This window comes from Priestia sp. 3CA3 (genome assembly GCF_056836725.1).
This window is the reverse complement of sequence record NZ_JBXENJ010000011.1, coordinates 48,457-72,315: the sequence shown is the minus strand read 5'-3', so window position 1 is coordinate 72,315 and position 23,859 is coordinate 48,457. Positions and strand designations below refer to the sequence as shown.

17 protein-coding genes are annotated in these 23,859 nt (G+C 39.0%); 12 read left to right on the top strand and 5 right to left on the bottom strand.

The annotated features are described in order from the left end of the window. Positions 1-7 precede the first annotated feature (7 nt). From essC to essA, 3 genes are read left to right on the top strand one after another with little or no spacing between them, the layout of a single operon-like run. Positions 8-4,486 carry a type VII secretion protein EssC gene (gene essC / locus AC1VNJ_RS23220; protein WP_328173953.1) on the top strand — a complete coding sequence of 1,493 codons (4,479 nt, stop codon included), beginning with the start codon at positions 8-10 and terminating at the stop codon, positions 4,484-4,486. Beyond that, positions 4,483-7,665, top strand: a complete 3,183-nt coding sequence (gene esaA / locus AC1VNJ_RS23215) for a type VII secretion protein EsaA (RefSeq protein ID WP_482641350.1) — start codon at positions 4,483-4,485, stop codon at positions 7,663-7,665. The genes essC and esaA overlap by 4 nt, the downstream gene beginning before the upstream one ends. Continuing rightward, entirely contained in the window at positions 7,643-8,140 is a 498-nt protein-coding gene (gene essA, locus AC1VNJ_RS23210) for a type VII secretion protein EssA (RefSeq protein ID WP_033580728.1), read from the top strand. The genes esaA and essA overlap by 23 nt, the downstream gene beginning before the upstream one ends. Positions 8,141-8,190: 50 nt before the next feature. Here essA and AC1VNJ_RS23205 read toward each other — a convergent pair whose 3' ends face one another. Beyond that, entirely contained in the window at positions 8,191-8,667 is a 477-nt protein-coding gene (locus AC1VNJ_RS23205; protein WP_033580729.1) for a hypothetical protein, read from the bottom strand. Between the two features lie 287 nt (positions 8,668-8,954). Between AC1VNJ_RS23205 and AC1VNJ_RS23200 the strand changes: the two genes are divergently transcribed. Together AC1VNJ_RS23200 and AC1VNJ_RS23195 are read left to right on the top strand one after the other, a co-directional pair. After that, on the top strand, positions 8,955-10,109 hold the full coding sequence (locus AC1VNJ_RS23200) for an endonuclease (RefSeq protein ID WP_033580730.1): 1,155 nt from the start codon (positions 8,955-8,957) through the stop codon (positions 10,107-10,109). 105 nt (positions 10,110-10,214) lie between these two features. Further along, entirely contained in the window at positions 10,215-11,852 is a 1,638-nt protein-coding gene (locus tag AC1VNJ_RS23195) for a family 14 glycosylhydrolase (RefSeq protein ID WP_033580731.1), read from the top strand. Between the two features lie 48 nt (positions 11,853-11,900). On the opposite strand, the gene msrA is transcribed toward AC1VNJ_RS23195, so the two are convergent. Next, complete coding sequence (gene msrA / locus AC1VNJ_RS23190) at positions 11,901-12,416, bottom strand: peptide-methionine (S)-S-oxide reductase MsrA (protein WP_028412466.1); 516 nt, start codon at positions 12,414-12,416, stop codon at positions 11,901-11,903. A gap of 347 nt (positions 12,417-12,763) precedes the next feature. On the opposite strand from msrA, the gene AC1VNJ_RS23185 reads away from it, so the two are divergent. Together AC1VNJ_RS23185 and AC1VNJ_RS23180 are read left to right on the top strand one after the other, a co-directional pair. Continuing rightward, the gene (locus AC1VNJ_RS23185; protein ID WP_328158092.1) at positions 12,764-14,101 is read left to right on the top strand and encodes an ATP-binding protein; all 1,338 of its coding nucleotides are present in this window, start codon (positions 12,764-12,766) and stop codon (positions 14,099-14,101) included. A gap of 160 nt (positions 14,102-14,261) precedes the next feature. After that, positions 14,262-15,158, top strand: a complete 897-nt coding sequence (locus AC1VNJ_RS23180) for an amidase (protein ID WP_155008624.1) — start codon at positions 14,262-14,264, stop codon at positions 15,156-15,158. Between the two features lie 194 nt (positions 15,159-15,352). Here the strand turns inward: AC1VNJ_RS23180 and AC1VNJ_RS23175 are convergent, their stop codons facing one another. Then, positions 15,353-16,909 carry an ABC-F family ATP-binding cassette domain-containing protein gene (locus AC1VNJ_RS23175; protein WP_028412463.1) on the bottom strand — a complete coding sequence of 519 codons (1,557 nt, stop codon included), beginning with the start codon at positions 16,907-16,909 and terminating at the stop codon, positions 15,353-15,355. Positions 16,910-17,172: 263 nt separating this feature from the next. Here AC1VNJ_RS23175 and AC1VNJ_RS23170 point away from each other — a divergent pair, with 263 nt between their 5' ends. Then, positions 17,173-18,105: a D-2-hydroxyacid dehydrogenase gene (locus AC1VNJ_RS23170; RefSeq protein WP_033580734.1), complete on the top strand. Its 933-nt coding sequence runs from the start codon at positions 17,173-17,175 to the stop codon at positions 18,103-18,105. A 99-nt stretch (positions 18,106-18,204) separates the two neighbouring features. Further along, positions 18,205-19,290: a nitric oxide synthase oxygenase gene (locus AC1VNJ_RS23165; RefSeq protein WP_034267010.1), complete on the top strand. Its 1,086-nt coding sequence runs from the start codon at positions 18,205-18,207 to the stop codon at positions 19,288-19,290. 48 nt (positions 19,291-19,338) lie between these two features. On the opposite strand, the gene AC1VNJ_RS23160 is transcribed toward AC1VNJ_RS23165, so the two are convergent. Both AC1VNJ_RS23160 and AC1VNJ_RS23155 read right to left on the bottom strand, forming a co-directional pair. Continuing rightward, positions 19,339-19,470: a YflJ family protein gene (locus AC1VNJ_RS23160; protein ID WP_016762840.1), complete on the bottom strand. Its 132-nt coding sequence runs from the start codon at positions 19,468-19,470 to the stop codon at positions 19,339-19,341. Between the two features lie 173 nt (positions 19,471-19,643). Next, positions 19,644-20,093 (bottom strand): Rrf2 family transcriptional regulator, encoded by a 450-nt coding sequence (locus AC1VNJ_RS23155; protein WP_028410145.1) that lies wholly within the window; start codon positions 20,091-20,093, stop codon positions 19,644-19,646. Positions 20,094-20,310: 217 nt separating this feature from the next. On the opposite strand from AC1VNJ_RS23155, the gene hmpA reads away from it, so the two are divergent. The 3 genes from hmpA (at position 20,311) to AC1VNJ_RS23140 (ending at position 23,511) form a co-directional block, all read left to right on the top strand. Next, complete coding sequence (hmpA, locus tag AC1VNJ_RS23150; protein WP_033580736.1) at positions 20,311-21,492, top strand: NO-inducible flavohemoprotein; 1,182 nt, start codon at positions 20,311-20,313, stop codon at positions 21,490-21,492. A gap of 72 nt (positions 21,493-21,564) precedes the next feature. After that, positions 21,565-22,854 carry a lysine N(6)-hydroxylase/L-ornithine N(5)-oxygenase family protein gene (locus tag AC1VNJ_RS23145; protein WP_028412459.1) on the top strand — a complete coding sequence of 430 codons (1,290 nt, stop codon included), beginning with the start codon at positions 21,565-21,567 and terminating at the stop codon, positions 22,852-22,854. A 144-nt stretch (positions 22,855-22,998) separates the two neighbouring features. Beyond that, complete coding sequence (locus AC1VNJ_RS23140; RefSeq protein ID WP_033580738.1) at positions 22,999-23,511, top strand: type 1 glutamine amidotransferase domain-containing protein; 513 nt, start codon at positions 22,999-23,001, stop codon at positions 23,509-23,511. Positions 23,512-23,859: the final 348 nt, after the last annotated feature.

Below are 23,859 nucleotides of genomic sequence, written 5' to 3'. Positions count from 1 at the left end.
TAGTTGTATGAATATGCTTTGGATAGTTAGTGGGCAAACGTATCAGCAGCTGCCTATAGATTTTAAAACCTTTCGCCAAGCAACGGTTGGAAACACGCAGCATCAAACGTTTACTTTTTCCTATCCGTTTGAGAAAGGTCAAATGACGCTGTCATCTGAAAAGAACGGCCGGCTCTTGATTTCCTACGGAGAAGAAAGGATAGCAGAGCTGTCTGTTTCTGAGTCGTTTGTATGGCGAGAACAAGGACAGGCTTTAACCTTTGCCCTTACAGAGACGGCTGTCAAAGAAGCTGTCTATTATATTGATTACGGATCAGAAGTCTCGTTTTCCACAAGTGATGAAGCAGCTGATGTGTATCAGCAGAAAGAAAAGTATGTAGTAGAGCCAAAAGAAGGATTTTACTTATCAAAGATAAACGGGAAGTGGAAGGTCTTTTATAACCAAGAACGGCTTTATCTTAATGGACACCGAATAGAAGAGAATAGGAACCTTCAGCCCGGAGATCTTATTTTATGGTCTTCTATGACGATTCAATTAATCGAAAAAGATTTGCTGAAGATTCAAAGCTACTATGATTATGCATCTAAGCTTCCGGCTACGGCGCAACCTATTTCTGAAATGAAAAAGAAGTACCCGGTTTATAGACGGACACCGCGCATGATATATGATTTGCCTAATGATAAGGTGAGCTTGTCCTTTCCGTCTCAAGACAATGATGAAAATAACCGAAGCTTATGGCTTACCATTTTACCCCCATTAGTCATGCTTTTAGTCATGGGTACGGTATCGATTATTCAGCCCAGGGGAATTTTTATTATTATATCTGTCATGATGTTTACGACCACGCTGATTGTATCTACCGTTCAATATTTCAAAGATAAAAAACAGCGCAAGAAGCGCCAAGAGCGTCGTCGTCGAATTTATACAAAGTACTTAGAGAACAAGCGCGAGGAATTACAAGAACTAGCATCAGTTCAACGAGATGTATTATCTTATCATTTTCCAACGTTTGAACGAATGAAATATTTAACAGAACAGATTTCCGATCGAATTTGGGAACGAACTGTGGAAAGCAGTGATTTCTTACAGGTGCGTCTTGGAAAAGGAACAGTTCCTGGAAGCTACCAAATTTCTTTAAATAGCGGAGATATGGCTAATCGAGAAATTGATGATTTGCTTGAGCAGTCTCAGCACATGGAAAAAGTCTATCGAGAAGTCAAAAATGCGCCTGTTACCGCTCACTTAGGTTTAGGCTCTATCGGTCTGGTAGGAAAGATGAAGACGGTGAAGAATGAACTGCATCAGCTTGTAGGACAGCTGGCATTCTCCCACAGTTATCATGATGTGAGATTCGTATTCATTTTTGATGAAGAAGAATATAAAGAGTGGGAATGGATGAAATGGCTCCCTCATTTTCAGCTGCCTCATTCTTTTGCGAAAGGCTTCATTTATAATGAACAAACGAGAGATCAGCTTTTATCTTCTATTTACGAAATGCTGAGAGAACGCGACTTAGATGAAGCAAAAGGAGAAGGGGTTTTCTTGCCTCACTTTGTTTTTATTATTACGAATCAGCAGCTAATTGCAGATCACGTTATCTTAGAGTATTTAGAAGGGTATCACCCTCATCTTGGGTTCTCTACGATATTTGCGGCAGAGACGAAAGAAAGCTTAACGGAGCATGTTCACACACTCGTTCGTTATATTAACGAATCCGAGGGGGATATATTAATTCAAAAGCAAAAAGCTGTGAATATTCCATTTCAGCTTGATAAACACACGCTTGATTATAATGAAAGATTTGCAAGGATGCTGCGGACATTGGATCACCAAGTTGGCATGACCAACTCAATTCCAAATAGCGTTTCATTCTTAGAATTATTTAAAGCAAGAGAAATTGGTGAGCTGGATATCGTGCAAAGGTGGCACACCAATGAATCAGCTAAGTCGCTAGCGGTTCCAATTGGTTTAAAAGGAAAAGAAGATATTGTTGAACTAAATCTTCATGAAAAAGCTCACGGCCCTCATGGATTACTTGCAGGTACGACGGGGTCAGGGAAAAGTGAATTTTTACAAACGTACATTCTTTCTCTAGCGGTGAATTTCCACCCCCATGAAGTCGCATTTTTATTGATTGACTATAAGGGCGGAGGAATGGCTCAGCCGTTTAAAAACATGCCTCACCTGCTTGGAACCATTACAAATATTGAAGGAAGTAAGAATTTTAGTACAAGAGCCTTAGCTTCTATTAAAAGTGAATTAAAGCGACGCCAACGCTTGTTTGATAGATATGAAGTCAATCATATTAATGATTATACAGATTTATATAAGCAAGGTATGGCAGAAGAACCTCTGCCTCACTTATTCTTAATCTCGGATGAATTTGCTGAGTTAAAAAGTGAAGAACCAGAGTTCATTCGCGAATTAGTCAGCGCGGCGCGAATTGGACGTAGTCTAGGCGTTCATTTAATTTTAGCAACACAAAAGCCAGGCGGTGTTATTGACGACCAAATTTGGAGTAATGCGCGCTTTAAAGTAGCGTTAAAAGTCCAAGATGCCGCTGATAGTAAAGAAATCTTAAAAAATGCAGACGCTGCTTCTATTACGGTGACGGGTCGGGGCTATCTGCAGGTTGGAAATAATGAAGTGTATGAACTGTTTCAGTCAGCCTGGAGCGGCGCGCCGTACATGGAAGATACGTATGGGGCTGAAGATGAAGTAGCCATTGTCACAGATCTCGGGTTGATTCCTTTATCTGATGTATCTACTCAGCAGACGTCATCCAAACAAGCGGAAGCAGAAATTGATGTTGTGGTGCAAAAAATCGAACAAACGCAGCAGGAATTAGGTATCAAAAAATTAAATAGTCCATGGCTGCCGCCTCTTAAAGAGAGATTGCTTCGCAGTGAGTACAAAGAGAAGCGAGACGGCGTATTCCCAATTGGCTTAATTGATGAACCTGAAAAGCAAAGTCAAACGGTATATAACTATCAGCTGATGGACGACGGAAACATTGGTATATTTGGTTCGTCAGGATACGGTAAATCGTTTACAGTCATGATGTTGCTTCTTAGTCTAGCTGAAAGACAGAGCCCAGAGCAGCTTCATTATTACATTTTTGACTTTGGGAACGGTACGCTGCTGCCGCTTCGTCAGCTGCCTCATACGGCGGATTATTTCTTAATGGATCAAATGCGTAAAATTGAAAAATTCATGACGATTATCAAACAAGAAATCGCAAGGCGAAAGCAGTTATTTCAACAGCAGGAAGTTAGCAATATCAAAATGTATAATGCTTTAAGTTCAGAAGAGCTTCCTCTAATTTTTATCACGATTGATAATTTTGATCTTGTCAAAGAAGAAATGCAAGATCTAGAAATGCAGTTCACGCAGCTTGTGCGTGACGGCCAGTCTTTAGGAATTTATATGATCTTTACCGCAACGCGCGTGAATTCTATTCGTCAGTCACTTATGAATAACTTGAAAACGAAGGTGGTTCATTACTTAATGGATCATTCAGAAGCGTATTCTATTTTAGGGCGTACGCCGTATGCGCTAGAGTCTATTCCAGGCCGGGCTATTATCAAAACGGATCAACCTTATTTTGCACAGCTGTTTTTACCTGCGGAAGGAAAAGATGATTTTGAAATTTTTGATGCAGTTAAGCTGCACGTTCAACGATTAAAGAATCAATACGCTGATGCTATTCTTCCGGAGCCGGTGCCAATGCTGTCATCGAAGCTTGTACTTGCCGAATTTATGACGGACAGAAGAGTTATTCGCGAAAAAGGAGTTATTCCTCTTGGGTTAGATGAAGAGTTTGTTCGACCGGTGCATATGAACTTTACGAAAAATAAGCATTGTATCGTCATGGGGCAGACGCAAAAAGGAAAGACAAATGTAGTGAAAGTCATACTGCAAACAGCGCTTGAACAAGGCGTGAAGCAAATCGGACTATTTGATTCGGTTGACCGTGGTTTATCAAGCTATGCAGCTGAAGAGCAAGTTGTTTACATGGAAACAAAAGAACAGATCGTCGACTGGCTTGACCTAACCGAAGAACGATTGCAGCGACGTGAAAATAAGTATTTGGAAGCAGTGCAGGAAGGAACCGTACACGGCCTTTCATTTGCCCCGATCATGCTTGTAGTAGACGGATTTGTACGATTCCAGCAAAACTTAGACAGTGTCTTGCAGGATCGTATTACAAAATTGATGAAAAATTATAGCCACCTGGGCTTTAACTTGATTGTTGCAGGGAACAACAATGAGTTTTCAAAAGGATTTGACGCGTTAACAACAGAAGTGAAGCAAATTGGCCAAGCTGTGTTGTTGATGAAGAAAACAGAGCAAAGCTTATTTACACTTCCTTATGACCGAAAAGAAGCCGACGTTAACCCTGGCTTCGGTTATTATATTAAAAGTGGAAAAGAAACAAGAATTCAAATCCCGCTATGTGTAAGTGAAAGGAAGATCTTAACATGACCGAACAGCGTAAGTATACACTTAAAGTCATATTAGCTGTTGTTTTAATTTTGGCTCTTCCTTCTTTCTTTTTCCAGTATATTGGAGACAACCCGCTACAAGTCACAGAAAACTCAACAAGAACGATTGCGGTTGTTAACGAAGATAATGGAGTAAAAGAAAACAGTGAAAAAGCGATAGAATTTGGAGAAAAAGTGACTCCTCTTTTACAGGAGGGGTCGGATTATCAATGGACCGTGCTTGGACGAAGCGCAGCTACAAGCGGTTTACAGAATGGGAAATATGATGCGGTTATTTATATTCCCTCGACTTTCTCACAAAATATTTTATCGTATCAGGAAAAAAAGCCAGAAAAAGCTACTTTGGAATACAAAGTTCAAAGCCAGCTTAACGCAGTTAATAAGGAAAAAGTAGTAGGGGAATTAGAAGATGCTACTACAAAGGTTAATAATGAAATGTCCTCTTTGTACTGGAGTTATGTATCACAGGAAGTGGATAAGGTACGCGGACAGTTCGATAAAATTCTAAATAAAGAAATCGCCTTTCAAAAAACAATGGTCGCTTTTTATAAACCGAATTCAAAAGATTTAGCAGGTGAATTAAATGATCAAAAGAAAATTCTTCAGCAAATCCAAGATAATGTAAATAAAGCAGAAAAAGGTTCTAGCGACAGACAAGGCGACGTAGAACAGGTTGAAAAGAATTTAAACAGCTTCATTGAATATGTAAATCAATATCAAACATATCAAGAAACACAGAAACAAATGCTTGAAAAAACGCAGGCTCAAAGCGTCGCTGCGATTCAACAAGGGTTGTCTTCCCTTGAATCTAATCAGCCAAGCTCTAAGCAAAATTTTAATGAGCAGGCCAATCAAGTGTTTAGTGGCTTATCTTCCATTCAACAGCAGCTGGATCAAAATCAAAAAGCCGTTGGAGAACTTGGAGATCAACAAGCAGATAACGTCAGTGAACAAGAAAAAGCTCTGCAAGATTTGAACGGCCAAATCATCAGTTCATACAAACAGCAGTCTGAGCAAACAACCCTAAATCAAATTGAAAGCAAGCTAAAGCCGCTTCGTGCGCAGCTAGAGACAGCTTCATCAAATGATGGCGGCGGGGGCTCAACGGATCCAGGGGAAAGTGATGGAACTCAGCCAGACCCTAACCAAGACGGAGAGACGACAACGGACCCTGGAGAAGGTGACGGAACTCAGCCAGATCCTAATCAAGGTGGAGAGACGCCGACGGATCCTGGAGAAGATGATGGAACTCAGCCAGATTCCGGTCAAGGCGAAGGAACGTCAGAACCAATTCAAGTGGATTTATCTCAGCAAACAGCAAAGCTTGATGATATATCAAAAGGGCTTGATGATTTAGAACAGCAGCTTCAAGGCATGACGAGTGAAACACCCGAAGCGCCTGAAGCACCTGAGACACCTGAGGGCACGGAAACGCCAGAAACGACTGAAACACCGGACACACCGGACACATCAGGTACATCCGATGCTGTGAAAAGTGCGCTTGAAAAAGTGGCTAATCTGAAAACACAGGTACAGGCAGTCAAAGATGAGCTGCAAAATGTAACCGTTCAGCCTGAAACTTCAGGAGAAAATACGGATGCGCTGAAGCAGAAAATTGCCAGTTTGGAAGCAGACGTTAAGTCTTTGACAGCACAGAAAAACAAAGCAGAGAAAGACTTAGAAGAAGCAACCAAGTCGTCGAGCAGTCAAATTGCTAAGCTTCAAGAAGAAAATGAACGATTAAAAAAAGAGAATGAAAAGTTGAAAGAAGACGGCAAAAAACCTTCTAAAGGCAGTGCGGATGTTGATGGTCTCATTACGATGATTAAAAACAAAGAAGATAAAATCTTATCTTCTCCAAACCTTTCAGCTTCTCGAAAGGAAAAGCTGAGCAATACATTCTCAGGTAAGATTAAAAGCAGCAGTGCCGAAGATCTGTTAAAGTACTACGGTGATTTATCGCAGTATGATTTGACTTTAGCTCAAGTAGGAAATACAGACATACAGAACAGCGTCCTTAACAATGACTCTATTAAAGGAAGTTTGCAGCAGGCGTTAGCTGGAACCGTTTCTTCTCAAGACGCGCGTAAGCAAATCCAACAAAACCTGTCTCTAACAAAAGAAGAGTTAGCACAGTTCCAAAGTTCAGTGCAAGATTTTGCTGATCAATATGGACAAACAGTTGATGCTGAACAAGCATCGATTATGGAAGAGCTATCAGCTATTCAAGAAAAAGCAAATGCAATGAATCAAGAGCTTCAATCTAGCGCAGGTGAAGATCAAGCATTAGAAAAGAAAGAAGCTCCAGACGTAACAGGCTTAATGACGCTGCAGCAAAGCATGGGTCAAGAGTTGAAGGGAATGAACGAACTCATTTCATCTTTAGGTGAAAGACAAGCTAATGTTGTCACGTACACAGATGAATTGCAGAAGCGTGTAAATGAAGTTCAGGATAAGGCTGACACGCTTAACAGCAAGTGGGCCCAAAACGTGGATTCAACGAAGTTGGTGCGAGGCCAGGTATACCGCTTGTTAAATAATACATTAGTAGATGGACAGAATAACGATTACGTTTATCATTATTTAGCAAATCCTCTTCAAGTAAGCGGTGAAGTGCCGGCTGAAAAAGTAAAAGAGGTTCCACCGGTTGTCATTTTGGTTATTATCTTAATCAGCAGCCTACTAATTGGCTATTTCAGTCAATACTACCGACATGCACCGATGCTTGTAAAAGGTACGCTCTTTGGATTATTGAATTTGATTGTAGGGTTAATGGTAAGTATCTTTAGCCTTAATATTTATTCGTTATCGGGAGACCGGGCAATGGAATGGTCAATCTTTACGATCGTCTTATTGCTTGCTTCATCTATACTTGTACGTATTGCTTTCTTATTAGGAAGCTTCGCTGGATGGGTGACGACAGTAGGGTTGATTTTATTTTATATTACCCCGCTTCTTAACTTATCTATGCCAAACTTTAATTACGAAGATCCAGTATCTAAAGTGTACATGTCCATTCAATATGATACGCAGTCTCTGTTTGGACAGGCGCTTATTGTATTACTGGGAATGACTGCCGTTTTAAGTGTTCTGCCATCTATTATTCGTGCTTTAAAGACGACTAAAGAGGTTGAAAATGATGAAACCTATAGTGCTTAGTAAGAAGATTGGAAGTGTTGTTCTTATTTTTTCACTTTTTTGTTTCCCTATAGCAGCAGCGGCTGAAGCTGATGATGGAAACGTTGAAGAGATTAAACCAAATGTATATAAAGATGATCCCATTAACTTAGACCCCGAATCTTTGCTAGAAAATAAAAAAGAAGTAGGAAATATTCCGGAGGAAATAAAGGATCTTACATTTGAAAAAGAGGAAGATGCAGAGAAAGAGAGTTTAAAAGAAAGTCTTTTTGCGAACGCATCAGCTGAAGATAATACGATTTCTGCGAAAGCAAAAGAATATAACTTGTTTTCTTCTAAAAACACTTCCTACAAGAAAGATCGGACAGAACAAACGGCTTCTGAAAAGTCATCAGATCTACAATGGTTTTATTTATTATTGATTGGTGTGGGGGTTGTTGTATTATTTGTGGTTTTAATACCGCGCATTAGCCCTCAGCCTTCTGTGAAAAAATGAAAAAACCTCGCTGTTAATCAACAGCGAGGTTTTTGCGTATAGACGTAAATTTACAGGCGGCGGAAGCCTTCTTCAAACAAATAATCTTCTGCTTCTTCGTAAGATAAAAATGCTGCCTCCAAATTCAAGCCAGAATAAATATTCCACAGGTCATCTTCATGAACAAGTAAAAGCGTTGCATTGTCTGGACCGTTCCAGCGCTGTTCATTTCCATTCCCTACAATAGCTTCTTCTCTAGCTGTATCAGGAAGGGTAGACAAAGATTCAATAGAAGCTTCAATAATTAATCGAAGATCTTCTTCAGTGTAATCACGGATATTCACAAGACCTTTGTCATTTGTTTCATATCCTTTTAAAAAACCTGCATATACAAATCCATTTCCGTTAGGATGCAGATGATGCACAACAACCGTTTTATCGTACACGCTTTCTTCATAATGAAAATTCACGCGTCCTAAAGATACATCTTTTCGATGCAGCTCTGGAAACGATGAAATAATAGCTAATTTTTCGTCAAAACTAAGCATAGACAATCCTCATTTCTATTTAAATCATTTCATTTTCTGAAATGGTATAAGCTCTTTTACGATTCGGTTGATTATACCATATATAAAGAAAGACACATAATGCTTTTTCCAGTGTGGACTTTTAAAAATATAACCCTTCGCATAAAGCAGCCGCCACTGTAAAGAAGAACACATCTTTTTCACTATAAAACTTAACAAAAAACAGGCAGGGAATTCACAGTGAAAAAATAATATAAAGAGGTGGAAGGAAACGAGTTTTTAAACCTATCATAAGGAGGAATAAAAAAGTGAGATTACATGCTCTATGTAAAAAAACATGGGTAATGTCCCTGCTTGTTTTTGCTCTTGTAGTGAGCTTAACTCCTGTTAGTCAAGCAGCGGCATCTTTATCTGTGTCACAAGCTCTTGAAAATCAAAACAATAGTGTACAAGCTGTTAAAGGATATGTAGTAGGTCAACCTACAGGCACATCTACAGTTATTACGAGCAATTACCCAAACGATTATGCACTTGCTCTCGCTGACAGTGCAAATGAAACCAACACAGACAAGATGGTATACGTTCAAATTCCTTCAAATTTGCGAAGTACATTTGGACTTCAAAGTCGCTCGGAGTTAAAAGGGAAAAGTCTTACTGTTACGGGCACACTCACCCCTTACTTTTCACACCCAGGAATAAAATCAGTTACTTCTATCAGTACAGAAACAGGAGGAACTGATCCGACTCCAGACCCCACAGAGCCAACTGTTCCAGTAGAAGACTATTATCGTACCGCAGCTGGAAAAACAGGAAACACCTTAAAAACAGAGCTTCATAACATTATTGACCATCACACAGAACTTTCGTATTCAGCCGTATGGGAAGCTTTAAAGAAAACGGATGAAGATCCAGCTAACGCAAATAACGTTATTTTGCTCTATACGGGGCGTTCACAGAGTAAGAGTACAAATGGAGGCGGAGTGGACGATTGGAATCGTGAGCACGTCTGGGCAAAGTCTCACGGGGACTTTGGAACAGCTATGGGTCCTGGAACAGATCTTCATCATTTACGTCCAACCGATGTGTCTGTAAATGGTACGAGAGGAAACTTAGATTTTGATAACGGAGGGACGGAACATAGCGAGGCACTCGGAAATTATTTTGACAGTGATTCATGGGAACCTCGAGATGAAGTAAAAGGTGATGTGGCTCGTATGTTGTTTTATATGGCCGTACGCTATGAAGGCGATGTAAGTGATGAGCCTGACTTAGAACTTAATAACACAGTGAATAATGGCACTGCTCCTTATCATGGGAAATTATCTGTGCTTCTTCAATGGAACGCCGAAGATCCAGTAGATGATCGAGAACGACGCAGAAATGATATTATTTATTCAGACTATCAGCATAACCGCAATCCGTTTATTGACCATCCTGAATGGGTGAATGAGATTTGGAACTAATGTAGGAGGCGTCCTGGCGGGGCGTCTTTTTTTTATAAAAGAAAAAGGAAAAAACTAAAATCCGCCGAATACCTATAGGTGATTTTGAAAAAATGGAGGGAAGCTATGAAACAGCTATGTAAAAAAGGATTGGCTTTTATTTTGGTGCTCATTTTTGTTAACGCTTTCATTTTGAATCCACTTAATGGAGCGGCTGCCGTAGATGGAAAATCAATGAATCCTGGTTACAAAACCTACTTAATGGCGCCTTTAAAAAAGGTAACAGACTATACAACATGGGAAGCGTTTGAGAACGATTTACGCAAAGCGAAACAAAATGGATTTTATGCGGTGACAGTAGACTTCTGGTGGGGAGATATGGAGAAGAACGGCGATCAGCAGTTTGATTTTTCCTATGCTCAGCGCTTTGCTCAAGCTGCTCGTAATGCAGGTATAAAGATCGTTCCTATTATTTCTACTCATCAGTGCGGCGGTAATGTTGGAGATGATTGTAACGTTCCGCTTCCGTCTTGGGTATGGAACTTAAAAAGTGATGACAGCCTTTACTTTAAATCTGAAACAGGTACGACAAATAAAGAAACGTTAAGCCCGCTTGCAACTGACGTTATTTCTAAGCAATACGGAGAGCTCTATACGGCATTTGCGCAAGCGTTAGCACCTTATAAAGACGTGATTGCTAAAATCTATTTATCCGGAGGCCCTGCAGGTGAAATTCGTTATCCGTCCTATACAGCAGCAGACGGAACCGGCTATCCGTCTAGAGGAAAATTTCAAGTGTATACGAACTTCGCCAAAAGCAAGTTTCAATCATATGCTTTGACTAAATACGGTTCACTCGCCGGCGTCAATCAGGCATGGGGAACCAATTTAACCTCTGCATCGCAAATTTTACCGCCATCAGATGGCTATCAGTTCTTAAAAGATGGTTATTCAACAGCTTATGGAAAAGATTTCTTAGCATGGTATCAAGGAGCTTTGGAAGATCACACAAAACGTATTGGACAGTTAGCTCATCAGGCTTTTGATGCCACCTTTAACGTACCAATCGGTGCAAAAGTGGCGGGAATTCATTGGCAGTATAATAATCCGACGATTCCTCATGCTGCAGAAAAACCTGCTGGATATAATGATTACAATGCGCTTTTAGACGCTTTTAAAACAGCTAAATTAGATATAACGTTTACGTGCTTAGAAATGACGGACAGCGGAAGTTATCCCGAATATTCTATGCCAAAGACGCTTGTACGCCAAGTAGCAGGTATTGCGAATGCAAAAGGAATTGTTTTAAACGGGGAAAATGCTCTAACTATAGGCAGTGAAGATCAATATAAAAAAGCAGCTGAAATGGCCTTTAACTATAATTTTGCAGGATTTACTTTGCTTCGTTTCTACGATGTCATTAACAATGATACGCTGATGGGGCAATTTAAAAATACGCTGGGCGTTACACCAGTTGCGCAAACGGTTGTAGTAAAAAATGCGCCAACTGCGGTAGGAGAAACGGTTTATATTGTTGGAGACAGAGCTGAGCTAGGTCAGTGGGATACGTCCCTTTATCCAATTAAATTAACATATAATTCATCTACAGCCGATTGGAGAGGCACCGTCTATTTTCCTGCGAGTCAAAATGTTCAATTTAAAGCAATTGTGAAGAGAGCTGATGGCTCGTTAAAAGCATGGCAGCCTTCGCAGCAATATTGGAGCGTGCCGTCAACAACAGCAACTTATACAGATAATTGGTAAACAAAGCCGCATAGCAAACGCTATGCGGCTTTGTTTTGAACATAAGAATTATTTCCAGTTCGCTTGAATAAACTCATCTCGACCAGACTTAGCGCGGTCTTCTTTATAATGCTTTGGATTTTTCTTGTGGAAATCTTGGTGATACTCTTCCGCTTCATAAAACGCAGAGGCAGGAAGGATGCTTGTCACTATTGGTTTTTTAAAACGTCCGCTTTTTGCGACCTCTAGCTTTGTCTCTTCAGCTTCCTGCTTTTGGCTATCGTTATGGTAAAAAATTGCTGTTCGATACTGCGAGCCTCGATCTTGGAATTGACCTCCATCATCTGTTGGATCAATTTGCGGCCAATAAAGATCTAACAAACGTTTATACGGAAACACTTCAGGGTCAAATGTGATTTGAACCACTTCGTAATAACCGCTTGTGCCAGATTTTACTTGCTCATAGGTAGGGTTATCCACAGTTCCCCCCATATATCCTGATACAATGCCGTGAATACCTTCTAGCTCTTCAAATGGTGTAACCATACACCAGAAACATCCACCTGCAAATGTAGCTTTTTCCATACGTAATCCCTCACTTAATCCGTTGTTATGAAGGGTATTATAACAAATTTATATTGAAACAGCTAGAAAAGGGTTTGTAGGTTGTGTAAAAGCTGTGGATAAAGATAAATATCCACAGCTTTTACACAATAAACTCGGCTATGTTGAAGATTGAAAAATGCAGGAGAGAAGAAAGAAAAAATGATAGAATAGATGAGGTGTATATATCGATGTAGCAGAGATTAGGCGGCAGAAGCAGGATCTATGCGGCATCTAGATAAATAAAGTTAGTACGTTAGTAACAAGAGGTAAGAAACAGCATATTCGCGCTGTTAAATAAATATACAAAGATAATAGGAGAGTTGAATATGTTACAAGATAATCTCATCCTAGAGCACTATGGATTAAATGAATTAAATTTTGATACGATCAAAAGCTACCGGGATCGATTTGCTGAAGTAAAACCAGCTCATCCTTGGAATGCGCTTGAAACAAAAGAGTTTTTATACAAAGTAGGAGCATGGGGAAAGGTAAGAGATACCCATAAAGAAGGAGTTACGCTCGCAGGCCTGCTTTTATTCAGTGAAGAACGGATTATCACAGAAGTTTTACCACAATACTTTTTAGAATACCGGGAAAGTAAAGGGAATGAAGAATGGACAGAGCGTTTTACCTCTCAAGACGGGACGTGGTCAGGAAATATTTTTGATTTTTATTTCCATATTCATGAAATTGTTCGCAATAGCGAACCCCAGTCGTCAATCGCTTCCTCTTTAACAGAAGTTTTAATCAATATGCTTATTCATGCAGATTATAATGGCGAGGGCGGCGTTATTTTAGAAAAGCAACCTTCTCATTACGTTTTTTCTAATCCAGGTCTTTTGTTAGTACCTACAGATTCAGTTTTTAGTAAAACCGTTAGTCAGCTTCGAAACCCGAATATCGTTAAGCTATTCAGTTTACTAGGGCTATGTGAACGTTCGGGCTCTGGCTTGAAAAAAGTGAAGCAAAACTGGAGCTTGCATCATTATAAAAAGCCTTCTGTTGATCAAGATGTTTCTATGCATCGTACGGTAGTCACGTTATCTCTGTCCACTCAAGAAAGACAGGTTAGTTCTTCTGAAAAAGACACTTATCATACGTCTGTAACTGATTTGGGAAATAATTTTAAAAGTGTCGAAAAATATCAAAACATACCTGAAAACAATGTCGAAAATAACTCCTATAATAAAAATAAAGACTCTTATAATAAAGATTTATTAGAGGAGTTAAACTCATGTAATAACGACAATAACTCCTATAATAAAGAAGAAAACTACTATAATAGTGAACTTAACTCATATAATAAAGATGATTACTCCTATAATAGTTATCAAAGCTCCTATAATAAAGAATCGGAAGATGGTTCTTCTAATTCAGTGAATGGTGAGGATATTGATACGAAGCTATGGGATATTGCAGCGCTGGCTCGTGAAAAAAAACGGCTTTCGCCTAATCAGATGGAGCATATTATTCTTGAATTATGCAAAGAAAAACCGCTCATGCTTAAAGAGTTTGCTTATTTACTAGAAAGAACGCCGGATGGAGTACGTAATAATTATTTAACAAAGCTATTACGAAAAGGACAATTACAGTTGAAATATCCAAATCAGCCAAACCATCCAAAGCAGGCATATTTATTCCATAAGAAAGATACAGGGAAGTAAATCAAGCAACCGCTAGAACAAATAAAGATTAGGCTGAAAAAATTGATAAGGGAGAGTTTGCTGAAAGCTACAGATCTAAGGGAGAAATTCACCATAAAGTTGCCAAGCTGCCAGACTCTCTTTATATGAGTTCTGGCTCGTATAAAGGAGGAAATAGAGTGTGAAAAGCAAGTGCGTTCTTATTTTTCTGGTGGTTGTATGGCTGTTTAATATGGGGAAAGGAACAGGATGTGGATCAAAGGTGAATGCAGAGATGAATATACCGCTGTCGACGTGGGTGTGGGATACAAAGAAATGGATGTTGGACCAAGAAGCTATCCGTGAAAAACTTCAAGAAAAAAAGGTGACAAAGGTTTATTTACAAATTGACGCTCATCTTTCACCTTCTGTATATAGGCATTTTATCCAACAAGCGCAAGTCCAGGGTATAGATGTCTACGCACTTGACGGCGCTCCTTCTTGGATAGGGCCTTCTGGTATAGAAGAGCAAGACGCATTTTTTAATTGGATAACAGCTTACCAAGCAGAAGCGGAAGAACAACAGCAATTTTCAGGGGTTCATTTAGATATAGAGCCGTATTTGTATAAAAGCTGGAAAAATAATCGAGCGAAAAGTATTCTGCAGTATCAATATGTTATTTCTCAAGCTGCAGTACAGTCTCGTCAGTTACACTTGCCGCTTGCTGTAGATATACCGTTTTGGTTTGACGAAGTTCCATTCAAAAATAGCAACGGTTCCGGTTCGCTGGGGCATTGGATTATTCAGTACGCTGATGAAGTCACAATTATGTCGTACCGAAACCATGCAGATAAAGAAGACGGTATTGCTGACATAACGCAAAATGAACGCAAGTGGGGACGTGTACTATCCACTCCGATTGAAATAGGGGTAGAAACGATGGCTTCAGATGAAGGGGAATACATTTCTTTTTCTGCTAAAGGAGAAGAAAAGATGATGCAAGAGCTGGGTAAGTTGCTTACGAAGTGTCAAGCTAAAAACCCTCCAAGCAGTATAGCTGTTCATCATTTTGATAGCTGGCTACAGATGAAACCATGACAACGAAAAGACCGCTGCATCACTGCAGCGGTCTTTTTGGGTTTAGGGAGTATAGATACAATATAGCCATTTTATTAAAGGACTATACATAAAAAAAGTAACCATTTAAAAAATGGCTACTCACACAAAGGGGGGGAACTTAATCTTATCATTCCCACTTTTTCTAAAAGATATGCCTCTTTTAACCCGTTTTTTTAAAATAATTTAGTCGTCCAAGATTCGCAGTTCCACACGTCTGTGACTACATCTTGATAAAATTCAGGTTCGTGACAAATAATTAAGATACTTCCTTTGTATTCTTTTAAAGCTCGTTTTAATTCATCTTTCGCATCTACATCCAAGTGGTTTGTAGGCTCATCCAGTACAAGAATGTTGGTTTCATTGTTAATCAGCTTACATAGACGGACTTTTGCTTTTTCTCCACCGCTTAGAACTTCTACTTTACTTTCAATATGCTTGGTTGTTAAGCCGCATTTAGCTAACGCTGCACGAATTTCATATTGGGTAAAGTGAGGAAACTCGTTCCATGCTTCTTCAATACACGTATTGTAGTTAGCTGATTTAACTTCTTGTTCGAAATAGCCAATATGCTGGTAATCGCCTTTTTCTACAGAGCCTGAAATCGGTTTGATTTCTCCTAGAATACTTTTTAAAAGAGTTGTTTTCCCGATTCCATTTGCTCCTACAAGGGCAATCTTTTGACCTCGCTCCATTTTTAGATTCAGTGGCTTAGAAAGCGGCTCTTCGTATCCAATGACTAAATCAGATGTTTCAAAAATTAATTTGCTTGAAGTACGAGCACTCTTAAAGTTAAACTCTGGTTTTGGACGCTCTTGAGCTAGTTCAATTACTTCCATTTTATCCAGCTTTTTTTGACGGGACATGGCCATATTTCGTGTCGACACGCGCGCTTTGTTTCTCGCTACGAAATCTTTTAAATCTGCCATTTCTTGCTGTTGTTTTTTATAAGCTGCTTCAAGCTGCTGTTTTTTCATCTCATATACTTTCATAAAATCGTCGTAGTCTCCTACATAGCGATTTAACTCTTGGTTTTCCATATGATAAATTAAATTGATCACGCTATTTAAAAATGGAAGATCGTGAGAAATTAAAATAAAGGCATTTTCATATTCTTGCAAGTAGCGTCGTAGCCACTCAATATGCTGTTCATCCAAGTAGTTTGTAGGCTCATCAAGTAAAAGAATTTCTGGTTTTTCAAGCAATAGTTTGGCTAGCAATACTTTTGTACGCTGTCCGCCACTTAAATCCTGTACGTCACGATCTAAGCCGATATCTTCTAATCCTAATCCGCGTGCAATTTCTTCGACTTTTGCATCGATAACGTAAAAGTCATTGTTTGTTAAGAGGTCTTGAAGCGTACCGACTTCTTCTAATAGTTTTTCGAGTTCTTCTGGTGATACATCCGCCATTTTCTCATAGAGGCCATTCATTTGAGCTTCTAAATCAAATAAATATTGAAAAGCACTTTTTAGTACATCACGAATAGAAAGGCCGCGCTCTAATGCCGTGTGCTGATCTAAATAGCCAACGCGCACTTTTTTAGACCATTCTACTTTTCCCGCATCCGGTTCTAGCTTGCCTGTAATGATGTTCATAAATGTTGATTTACCTTCGCCGTTTGCTCCAATTAAGCCGACGTGTTCACCTTTTAACAATCGAAATGATACATCGTTAAAAATCGCACGGTCACCAAAACCATGGCTTAGATTTTTTACGTTTAATACACTCATGCTGACACACCTTTTCTTTTAAAATATCTATCGTACGTTTCGTTATAAACAAATTGATTCATAACGATTATAGCGAACTTATATACATAAATCCATATGAGTTTTCCAGCCTTGAAAGTCATATAAAATTCACTCGCGTCTTCCTTTCACTTGATTCATACTATATATATATCAATGTAGAAAATCCTTCATGACGACGGGACGGTTATATCGAATCATTCAAATAGAGTATATAGAAGAATAAAAAGGCAGGGGGAAAAGAAATGAACATTTATACGATACTAGTGGCAGGAAGAATGCATAAGGAGCTGGAGGAGATAATCAAACAAAAGCAGCTGTCTCAGACGTTTCGATTTATGGAAGAGCAAGACGTTACAATGGAAGATTTAAACTGGGCTGACGCGCTTTTATCCTTCGGTCCAACGAATTACTTTAAAGACCATAGCTTCAAATGGATTCATTCTCTCGGTGCAGGAGTTGATCGGTTCTTAGAAAGTGCGGATTGGAAAAAGAGCGTGATGTTAACACGTACGGTTTGTTCATTTGGTCAGCGGATCAGTGAATATTGTCTTAGCTATATGCTAGCTGAACTTCAGCACCACGCACAGTTTCAGCATCAGCAAAAACAAAAGCGGTGGAAAGCGGTAGAGCCTCAGCAGCTTTCTGCTCAAACGGTCATCATTTATGGAACAGGTGAAATCGGCGGACGTCTTGCAACCGTTTTAAAATCTTTTGGTGTACGAGTGATAGGAGTATCTAAAAGTGGAAATGAAAAGCCGTCATTTGATCAAGTAGTCTCGATTTCAAATGAGAGAGACTTGCTAAAAGAAGCTGATTGGATTATTAGTACAATGCCGCTAACGAATGAAACAAAAAGCTACTTTGACCAAAAATGGATGAATTTAGTTGAGAATGCATACTTTATAAATGTTGGACGAGGTGCAACTGTAGATGAAAATGCGTTAGTAGGGGCTATTGAGCAAAAGCGTATTCGAAAAGCATACATAGACGTATTTGAACGTGAGCCGTTAACGAAAGAATCTTTTTGGTGGAATCATTCACATATCATCATAACACCTCATATTTCGGCGGTGACTACGCCTGCAGAAGCCGTAGAATGCTTTGTTGAAACGCTGCAAAAAGTTGAGCAAGGCGAATTGCCTTCTAACTTGGTTAATATTGAAAGAGGTTATTAAAGCATTATGATGCGCGTTTCCGCTATGAGGATGGTATACTGAAACTTGCTTTTCTTGGACGAAAAGAATGAAATCTGTTCTTCTAGGGGGGAACAAACGTTGAAGCAAGAAGAATTATTTGAACAAGCACGTGTATTTATAGAGACGTGTTACGCTGAACTTGAAAAAAGCGAAGCGGACAAAAACAGGCGATTAAAAGAAATTCATCAGCAAATTATGTCACTCGGACATTATGATCATACATTTGAAGAGTTAGAGCACGGAGCTCGCATGGCTTGGAGAAACAGCAATAAATGTATCGGACGACTATTTTGGCAATCGCTCAATGTATTTGATAAGCGAGAGGTGAGCACAGTTGAAGAGGTAAGAGACGCTCTTTTTCACCATATTGAATATGCAACAAATGACGGGAAAATCCGGCCTACTATTACGGTGTTTAAACCGAAAACGCAAGCAAAAGAACCGATTAGAATCTGGAATCATCAGCTAATCCGCTATGCTGGGTACGAGACGGAATATGGCGTGATAGGAGATCCTGATTCTGTTGCGTTCACGGAAGTTTGCCAAAAGCTGGGGTGGGAAGGTGAGAAAACTCACTTCGATGTTCTTCCTCTGGTCCTGCAAGTTAATGAAGCGTCACCTCGATGGTTTGAGATTCCAAAACATTTAGTGAAAGAAGTAGCTATTACGCATCCAGAACTTCCTGAATTTGAAGACTTACAGTTAAAATGGTACGCTGTCCCGATGATTTCAGATATGAAGCTAGAAATTGGAGGGATTGATTACGTCGCAGCACCATTTAATGGATGGTACATGGGGACTGAAATTGGTGCCCGAAATTTGGCGGATACGTATCGCTATAATCAACTTCCAAAAATAGCTTCTATGATGGGATTGAATATGGATTACAATGCGACGCTTTGGAAGGACAAAGCTCTTATTGAATTAAACGTTGCGGTGCTTTCTTCTTTCAAACGAGAAGGTGTTAGCATTGTAGATCATCATACGGCTGCTCAGCAATTTCACTTGTTTGAAGAAAGAGAGCAAAAAAATGGCCGCGAAGTGACTGGGAACTGGACATGGTTAATCCCACCGGTTTCACCAGCTACCACACATATTTTTCATAAGCCTTATAAAAATAAAGTATTATCACCAAATTATTTTTATCAAGACGCAGCTTATTAAATGAACAAAAAAGAGAGTACACATGTGTACTCTCTTATTACACGTTAATTAATTTTTGTGTTTATCAAGCAAGTTAGCAAGTACATATGTTTTGTACTTTTCCACTTTGCGGCCTTCATGGTTGCGAACTCCTCGTTTCTTAAGTTCCTCAACATACCAACCTTTGCTTCCTACGTGCATACTCAAACACCCTTTCGTCATTTTTTTAGGATGAACAGAATGAGGTTCATTGTCTGCTCGAATGGAGACATCTTGTCTTTCCAATACGTGCCTCATTGTAACATCTTTTATTTTATGATGAAAGGGAAAAAGGTCAAAAAAACGAGAATGATTTCAGGTGAATTTTAGTTTGTTCATTCCTCGTTTTTTTGAGATAGGAGGAGGAGGTTTAATTCGTCTTTATTTTGGATTAGATCTTCTAATGTATACTGATCTAACACTTTAATGAAGGCTTGCATGGCTTCATGCAAAACACTTTTTAACTTGCAGACGGGGCTAATAATGCAGAAGTTTCCTTCACGGTCAAAACATTCAACAATATGAAAATCTTCTTCAGTTTGACGTACCACTTTGCCAATATTAATGTCTTTTGGAAGCTGAGCTAAACGAATACCGCCGTTTCGTCCTCGGATCGTTTCAATTAAGCCAAGTTTTCCAAGTTCGTGAATGATTTTCATAAGATGGTTCTTTGAAATATTATACGCTTCAGCAATTTCTTTTATATTGCTTAGTTTATTATTATCGCGAACGCCTAAATATAATAAAACTCGCAGTGAGTAATCTGTATATTGTGTGAGCCTCATCTTTTTACCTCTTCTCTTATCAGCAGCTGATATATCTATAATAGCATGTCTATATCTAAGAAATACAGAAAGAATGCTCACATTTTTGACAGGGTGAATTTGTGAACATTTCTTTAAATGTGTATATAAAATATATCTTTTCAAGTAGGATATGAGTATTATAAAGATGTATTAAAAATATATCTTTTTAAAAATGAATCTTTCGGAGGCGAAAGTTATGAAACAAACAACTATTTCTATTGTAAAAAGTACAGTTCCTGTTTTAGAAAAGCATGGTCAAGCAATCACAACTCGTTTTTATGAAATGCTTTTTGAACAGTATCCTTCTTTAAAAAATGTATTCAACCAAACAAATCAAAAAACAGGACGTCAGCAAATGGCGTTAGCTAATACAGTTTATGCCGCTGCGCAGTACATCGATCGGCTTGAAACGCTGCTTCCAGTTGTGAAGCAAATCGCCCATAAACATCGCAGTATCGGCGTGAAAGCAGAGCACTATCCAATTGTCGGCGAGTTCTTATTAAAGGCAATTAAAGATGTTTTAAAAGAAGCTGCGACCGATGAGATTATGGAAGCTTGGAAAGAAGCTTACGGTGCCATTGCAGACGTATTCATAAGTGTGGAGCAAGAGTTATATGAAGAAGCTGAAGAAAAAGGATGGAAAGATTATAAAAAACTAATGGTTCATAAAAAAGTAAAAGAAGCAGAAGGCGTGTACTCGTTTTATTTAGTATCACCTGATCAAAAAGCACTGCCTGCTTTTCTGCCAGGTCAGTACGTGAGTGTACGAATTCCTGGTCAAGAATATTTATCCATTCGCCAGTACAGCTTATCTGGCTATCCAAACCAACCATACTATAAAATTACGGTGAAAAAAGAAAAACAAATGGAAGACGGGGTCGTGTCAACGTATTTACATGATCAATTGAAAGAAGGAGACTTGCTTGAAGTCAGCGTTCCAGCAGGAGATTTTGTCTTAAAAGAAAATAATAAATCAGTATTTATCAGCGGAGGTGTAGGAATTACTCCAATGATGTCAATGCTTCATCAAGCATTGGAAAACAATCAAGAAGTAACATTTATTCACAGTGCTAAAAATGAGCAGTTTCATGCAATGAAACGAGAGCTTCAATCGTTGTCAGAGACATATACGTTTGAACAGCACGTTTTCTATAGTCAAGCGCAAACAGATCAGCATGATGAAAACATAACGTATGGTCGCTTAACTAAAAAAGAGCTAGCTAAATATGCCGGCGATAAACATGCATATTATTATGTTTGTGGATCTTCTTCATTTACACAAATGGTGTTAGAAGGCCTAGATGAAATGGGCATTTCCCAAGCAAATATCATGTATGAATCGTTTGGCCCGAAAATGAGTATGACTCCTTCCGCATAAATGTATGGAAAAAGGGTAAAAAGCTAACAGTAGACAATACTGTTAGCTTTTTTTATGAAAGGGAGTTTAAAGATGACAAATAAGCAGTATGACATGGTGGGAATAGGAATAGGCCCTTTTAATTTAGGCTTAGCGGCCCTTGCTGAGCCTCTTGATGAAATTGATGCAGTCTTCTTTGATAAAGAAGAGAAATTTGAATGGCATCCGGGCATGTTAATTGACGGCACGGACTTGCAGATTCCGTTTCTAGCAGACTTAGTTACATTTGCAGATCCAACAAGCCCCTATTCTTTTCTAAATTATATTCACAAGCAAAAGCGCTTGTATCCGTTCTTTTTCTTTAATCGTTTTGACATTCCGCGTCAAGAATACAACGAGTACGCAAAATGGGTAGCGGAGCAGCTATCTTCCTGCCACTTTTCTTCAAAAGTTGTGGACGTGATACCAAAAAATGAAGAAGAGTATTATGAAGTAAAGGTAGAAACACCTGAGGGAATTCAAACGGTAAATGCTAAACACGTTGTAATGGGAACAGGAAGCATTCCACTTGTGCCTCCGGCTTTTGAAGAAAAGCTAAATGAGCATATTTTACACAGCAGCGGCTATTTACATAAAAAAGAAGAGATTCAAAAAGGAAAGCATGTAACGATCGTTGGTTCAGGGCAAAGTGCTGCCGAGATTTTTCTGGATTTACTAGAAGAACAGACTGAACATCATTACCACCTTACATGGTTTACAAGATCCTCTAATTTTTTTCAGCTTGATCAATCCAAGCTTGCTCAAGAGTTATTTTCGCCAGACTATGTAGATTACTTTCATTCGCTGGCTTTTGAGGAACGTACAAGCACGGTAGAAGATTTAAACCCCCTACGTCACGGAATTGAATCTTCTACCTTAACGAAAATCTATGATTTACTCTATCATCGTTCACTTAAAGGAAGAGTACCCGTTACGATTCAAGCTTCGACTGAAGTAAGTGACATTCATAAAAAAGCAAATGGATATGAGCTGGAGTGTAAACAATTAAAGGCTGATCGCTCTTTTCAATACGAAGCGGATCGTTTGATATTATCCACGGGCTATAAGCCAAAGATTTCGCCGTTCATCGAACGAATAAAAGATGATATCGAATGGGAAGATGACAAGCGTTTCAACGTCACAAAAGATTACCGGCTTGTCTTTAAACAACCCCGTAACCACCACTTTTTTACGTTAACTAACATTGAACATTCACACGGATCTGGCGCAACAAATCTTGGTTTATCCGTTCAGCGTAATCAGCGTATTCTGAACGTAATTGCAGGTAGAGATGTGTATCCAGTTCCAGAAGAGACGACGTTTCAGACATTTAATTTGTTTTGAATGTCTGATTTATAAAAACCTACACTGTGTTTTTTAGATTATTGTAGAAAAGTTTTTTACTCATAAACCATGTTTAAAAGAATAGTGTACGGGTATTTTATTTATAGAACATTAGTACACAAATCAATTAAGGAGTTGCTTAGAATGAGTAAGAAAATTGCAGTATTAGTAACAGATTTATTTGAAGATGTGGAATATACAGATCCAGCCAAAGCCTTTGAAGAAGAAGGCCATACGCTAACAAAAATCGATGTGAAAACAGGCGAAGTAACAGGTAAACAAGGCGAAACAACATTAACAATTGATAAAGCAATTGCCGATGTAACACCAGAAGATTTTGACGCATTGTTTTTACCCGGAGGCTTCTCACCAGATATCTTGCGTGCGGACGATCAAGTCGTAGCTTTTACAAAATCATTTATGGATGAAGGCAAACCGGTTATGGCTATTTGTCACGGGCCACAGCTGCTAATCAATGCTGAAACATTAAAAGGACGTGACGTAACTGGTTTCAAATCAATTGCTATTGATTTGAAAAATGCAGGCGCAAACTTCCATGATAAAGAAGTTGTGGTATGCGGTAATCAACTAGTTACAAGCCGTACACCAGATGATATGGAAGCATTCGTACGTGAATCAGTAAACGTCTTAAAATAAGTAAATAATATTAGTAAAACTTTCTGTAAAAGGCGATAACAGGGTGGTTTACCACTCTGTTGTCGCCTTTTTTGTATGTAACGTTTTTGACGAGGAATTTACAGTTATATTACGGCATTGGATGAAGCTGTTTTTCAAAGTATATGAAAACCTTTTACTATCAATAGCTGGAAGTCGCGTAATATAATCGAAATATTTTTTACATAAGTGTGAGTATAATTTTGGTAGCTTAAAAGACGTTGCGAGTTTCATAGTTTTCGTGCAACAATGAGGATGCATCACGAGGTTGGCTTGCTACAAGCTTAGATGCGTTGCGGTTTTACAAAAAACTTTATTATCACATAGGAG

Bases quoted from the DNA above. Each gene is read 5' to 3' on its own strand.
- essC (WP_328173953.1), top strand. From the start codon at position 8: ATGAATATGCTTTGGATAGTTAGTGGGCAAACGTATCAGCAGCTGCCT.
- esaA (WP_482641350.1), top strand. From the start codon at position 4,483: ATGACCGAACAGCGTAAGTATACACTTAAAGTCATATTAGCTGTTGTT.
- essA (WP_033580728.1), top strand. From the start codon at position 7,643: ATGATGAAACCTATAGTGCTTAGTAAGAAGATTGGAAGTGTTGTTCTT.
- AC1VNJ_RS23205 (WP_033580729.1), bottom strand. From the start codon at position 8,667: ATGCTTAGTTTTGACGAAAAATTAGCTATTATTTCATCGTTTCCAGAG.
- AC1VNJ_RS23195 (WP_033580731.1), top strand. From the start codon at position 10,215: ATGAAACAGCTATGTAAAAAAGGATTGGCTTTTATTTTGGTGCTCATT.
- msrA (WP_028412466.1), bottom strand. From the start codon at position 12,416: ATGGAAAAAGCTACATTTGCAGGTGGATGTTTCTGGTGTATGGTTACA.
- AC1VNJ_RS23185 (WP_328158092.1), top strand. From the start codon at position 12,764: ATGTTACAAGATAATCTCATCCTAGAGCACTATGGATTAAATGAATTA.
- AC1VNJ_RS23175 (WP_028412463.1), bottom strand. From the start codon at position 16,909: ATGAGTGTATTAAACGTAAAAAATCTAAGCCATGGTTTTGGTGACCGT.
- AC1VNJ_RS23170 (WP_033580734.1), top strand. From the start codon at position 17,173: ATGAACATTTATACGATACTAGTGGCAGGAAGAATGCATAAGGAGCTG.
- AC1VNJ_RS23160 (WP_016762840.1), bottom strand. From the start codon at position 19,470: ATGCACGTAGGAAGCAAAGGTTGGTATGTTGAGGAACTTAAGAAACGA.
- AC1VNJ_RS23155 (WP_028410145.1), bottom strand. From the start codon at position 20,093: ATGAGGCTCACACAATATACAGATTACTCACTGCGAGTTTTATTATAT.
- hmpA (WP_033580736.1), top strand. From the start codon at position 20,311: ATGAAACAAACAACTATTTCTATTGTAAAAAGTACAGTTCCTGTTTTA.
- AC1VNJ_RS23145 (WP_028412459.1), top strand. From the start codon at position 21,565: ATGACAAATAAGCAGTATGACATGGTGGGAATAGGAATAGGCCCTTTT.
- AC1VNJ_RS23140 (WP_033580738.1), top strand. From the start codon at position 22,999: ATGAGTAAGAAAATTGCAGTATTAGTAACAGATTTATTTGAAGATGTG.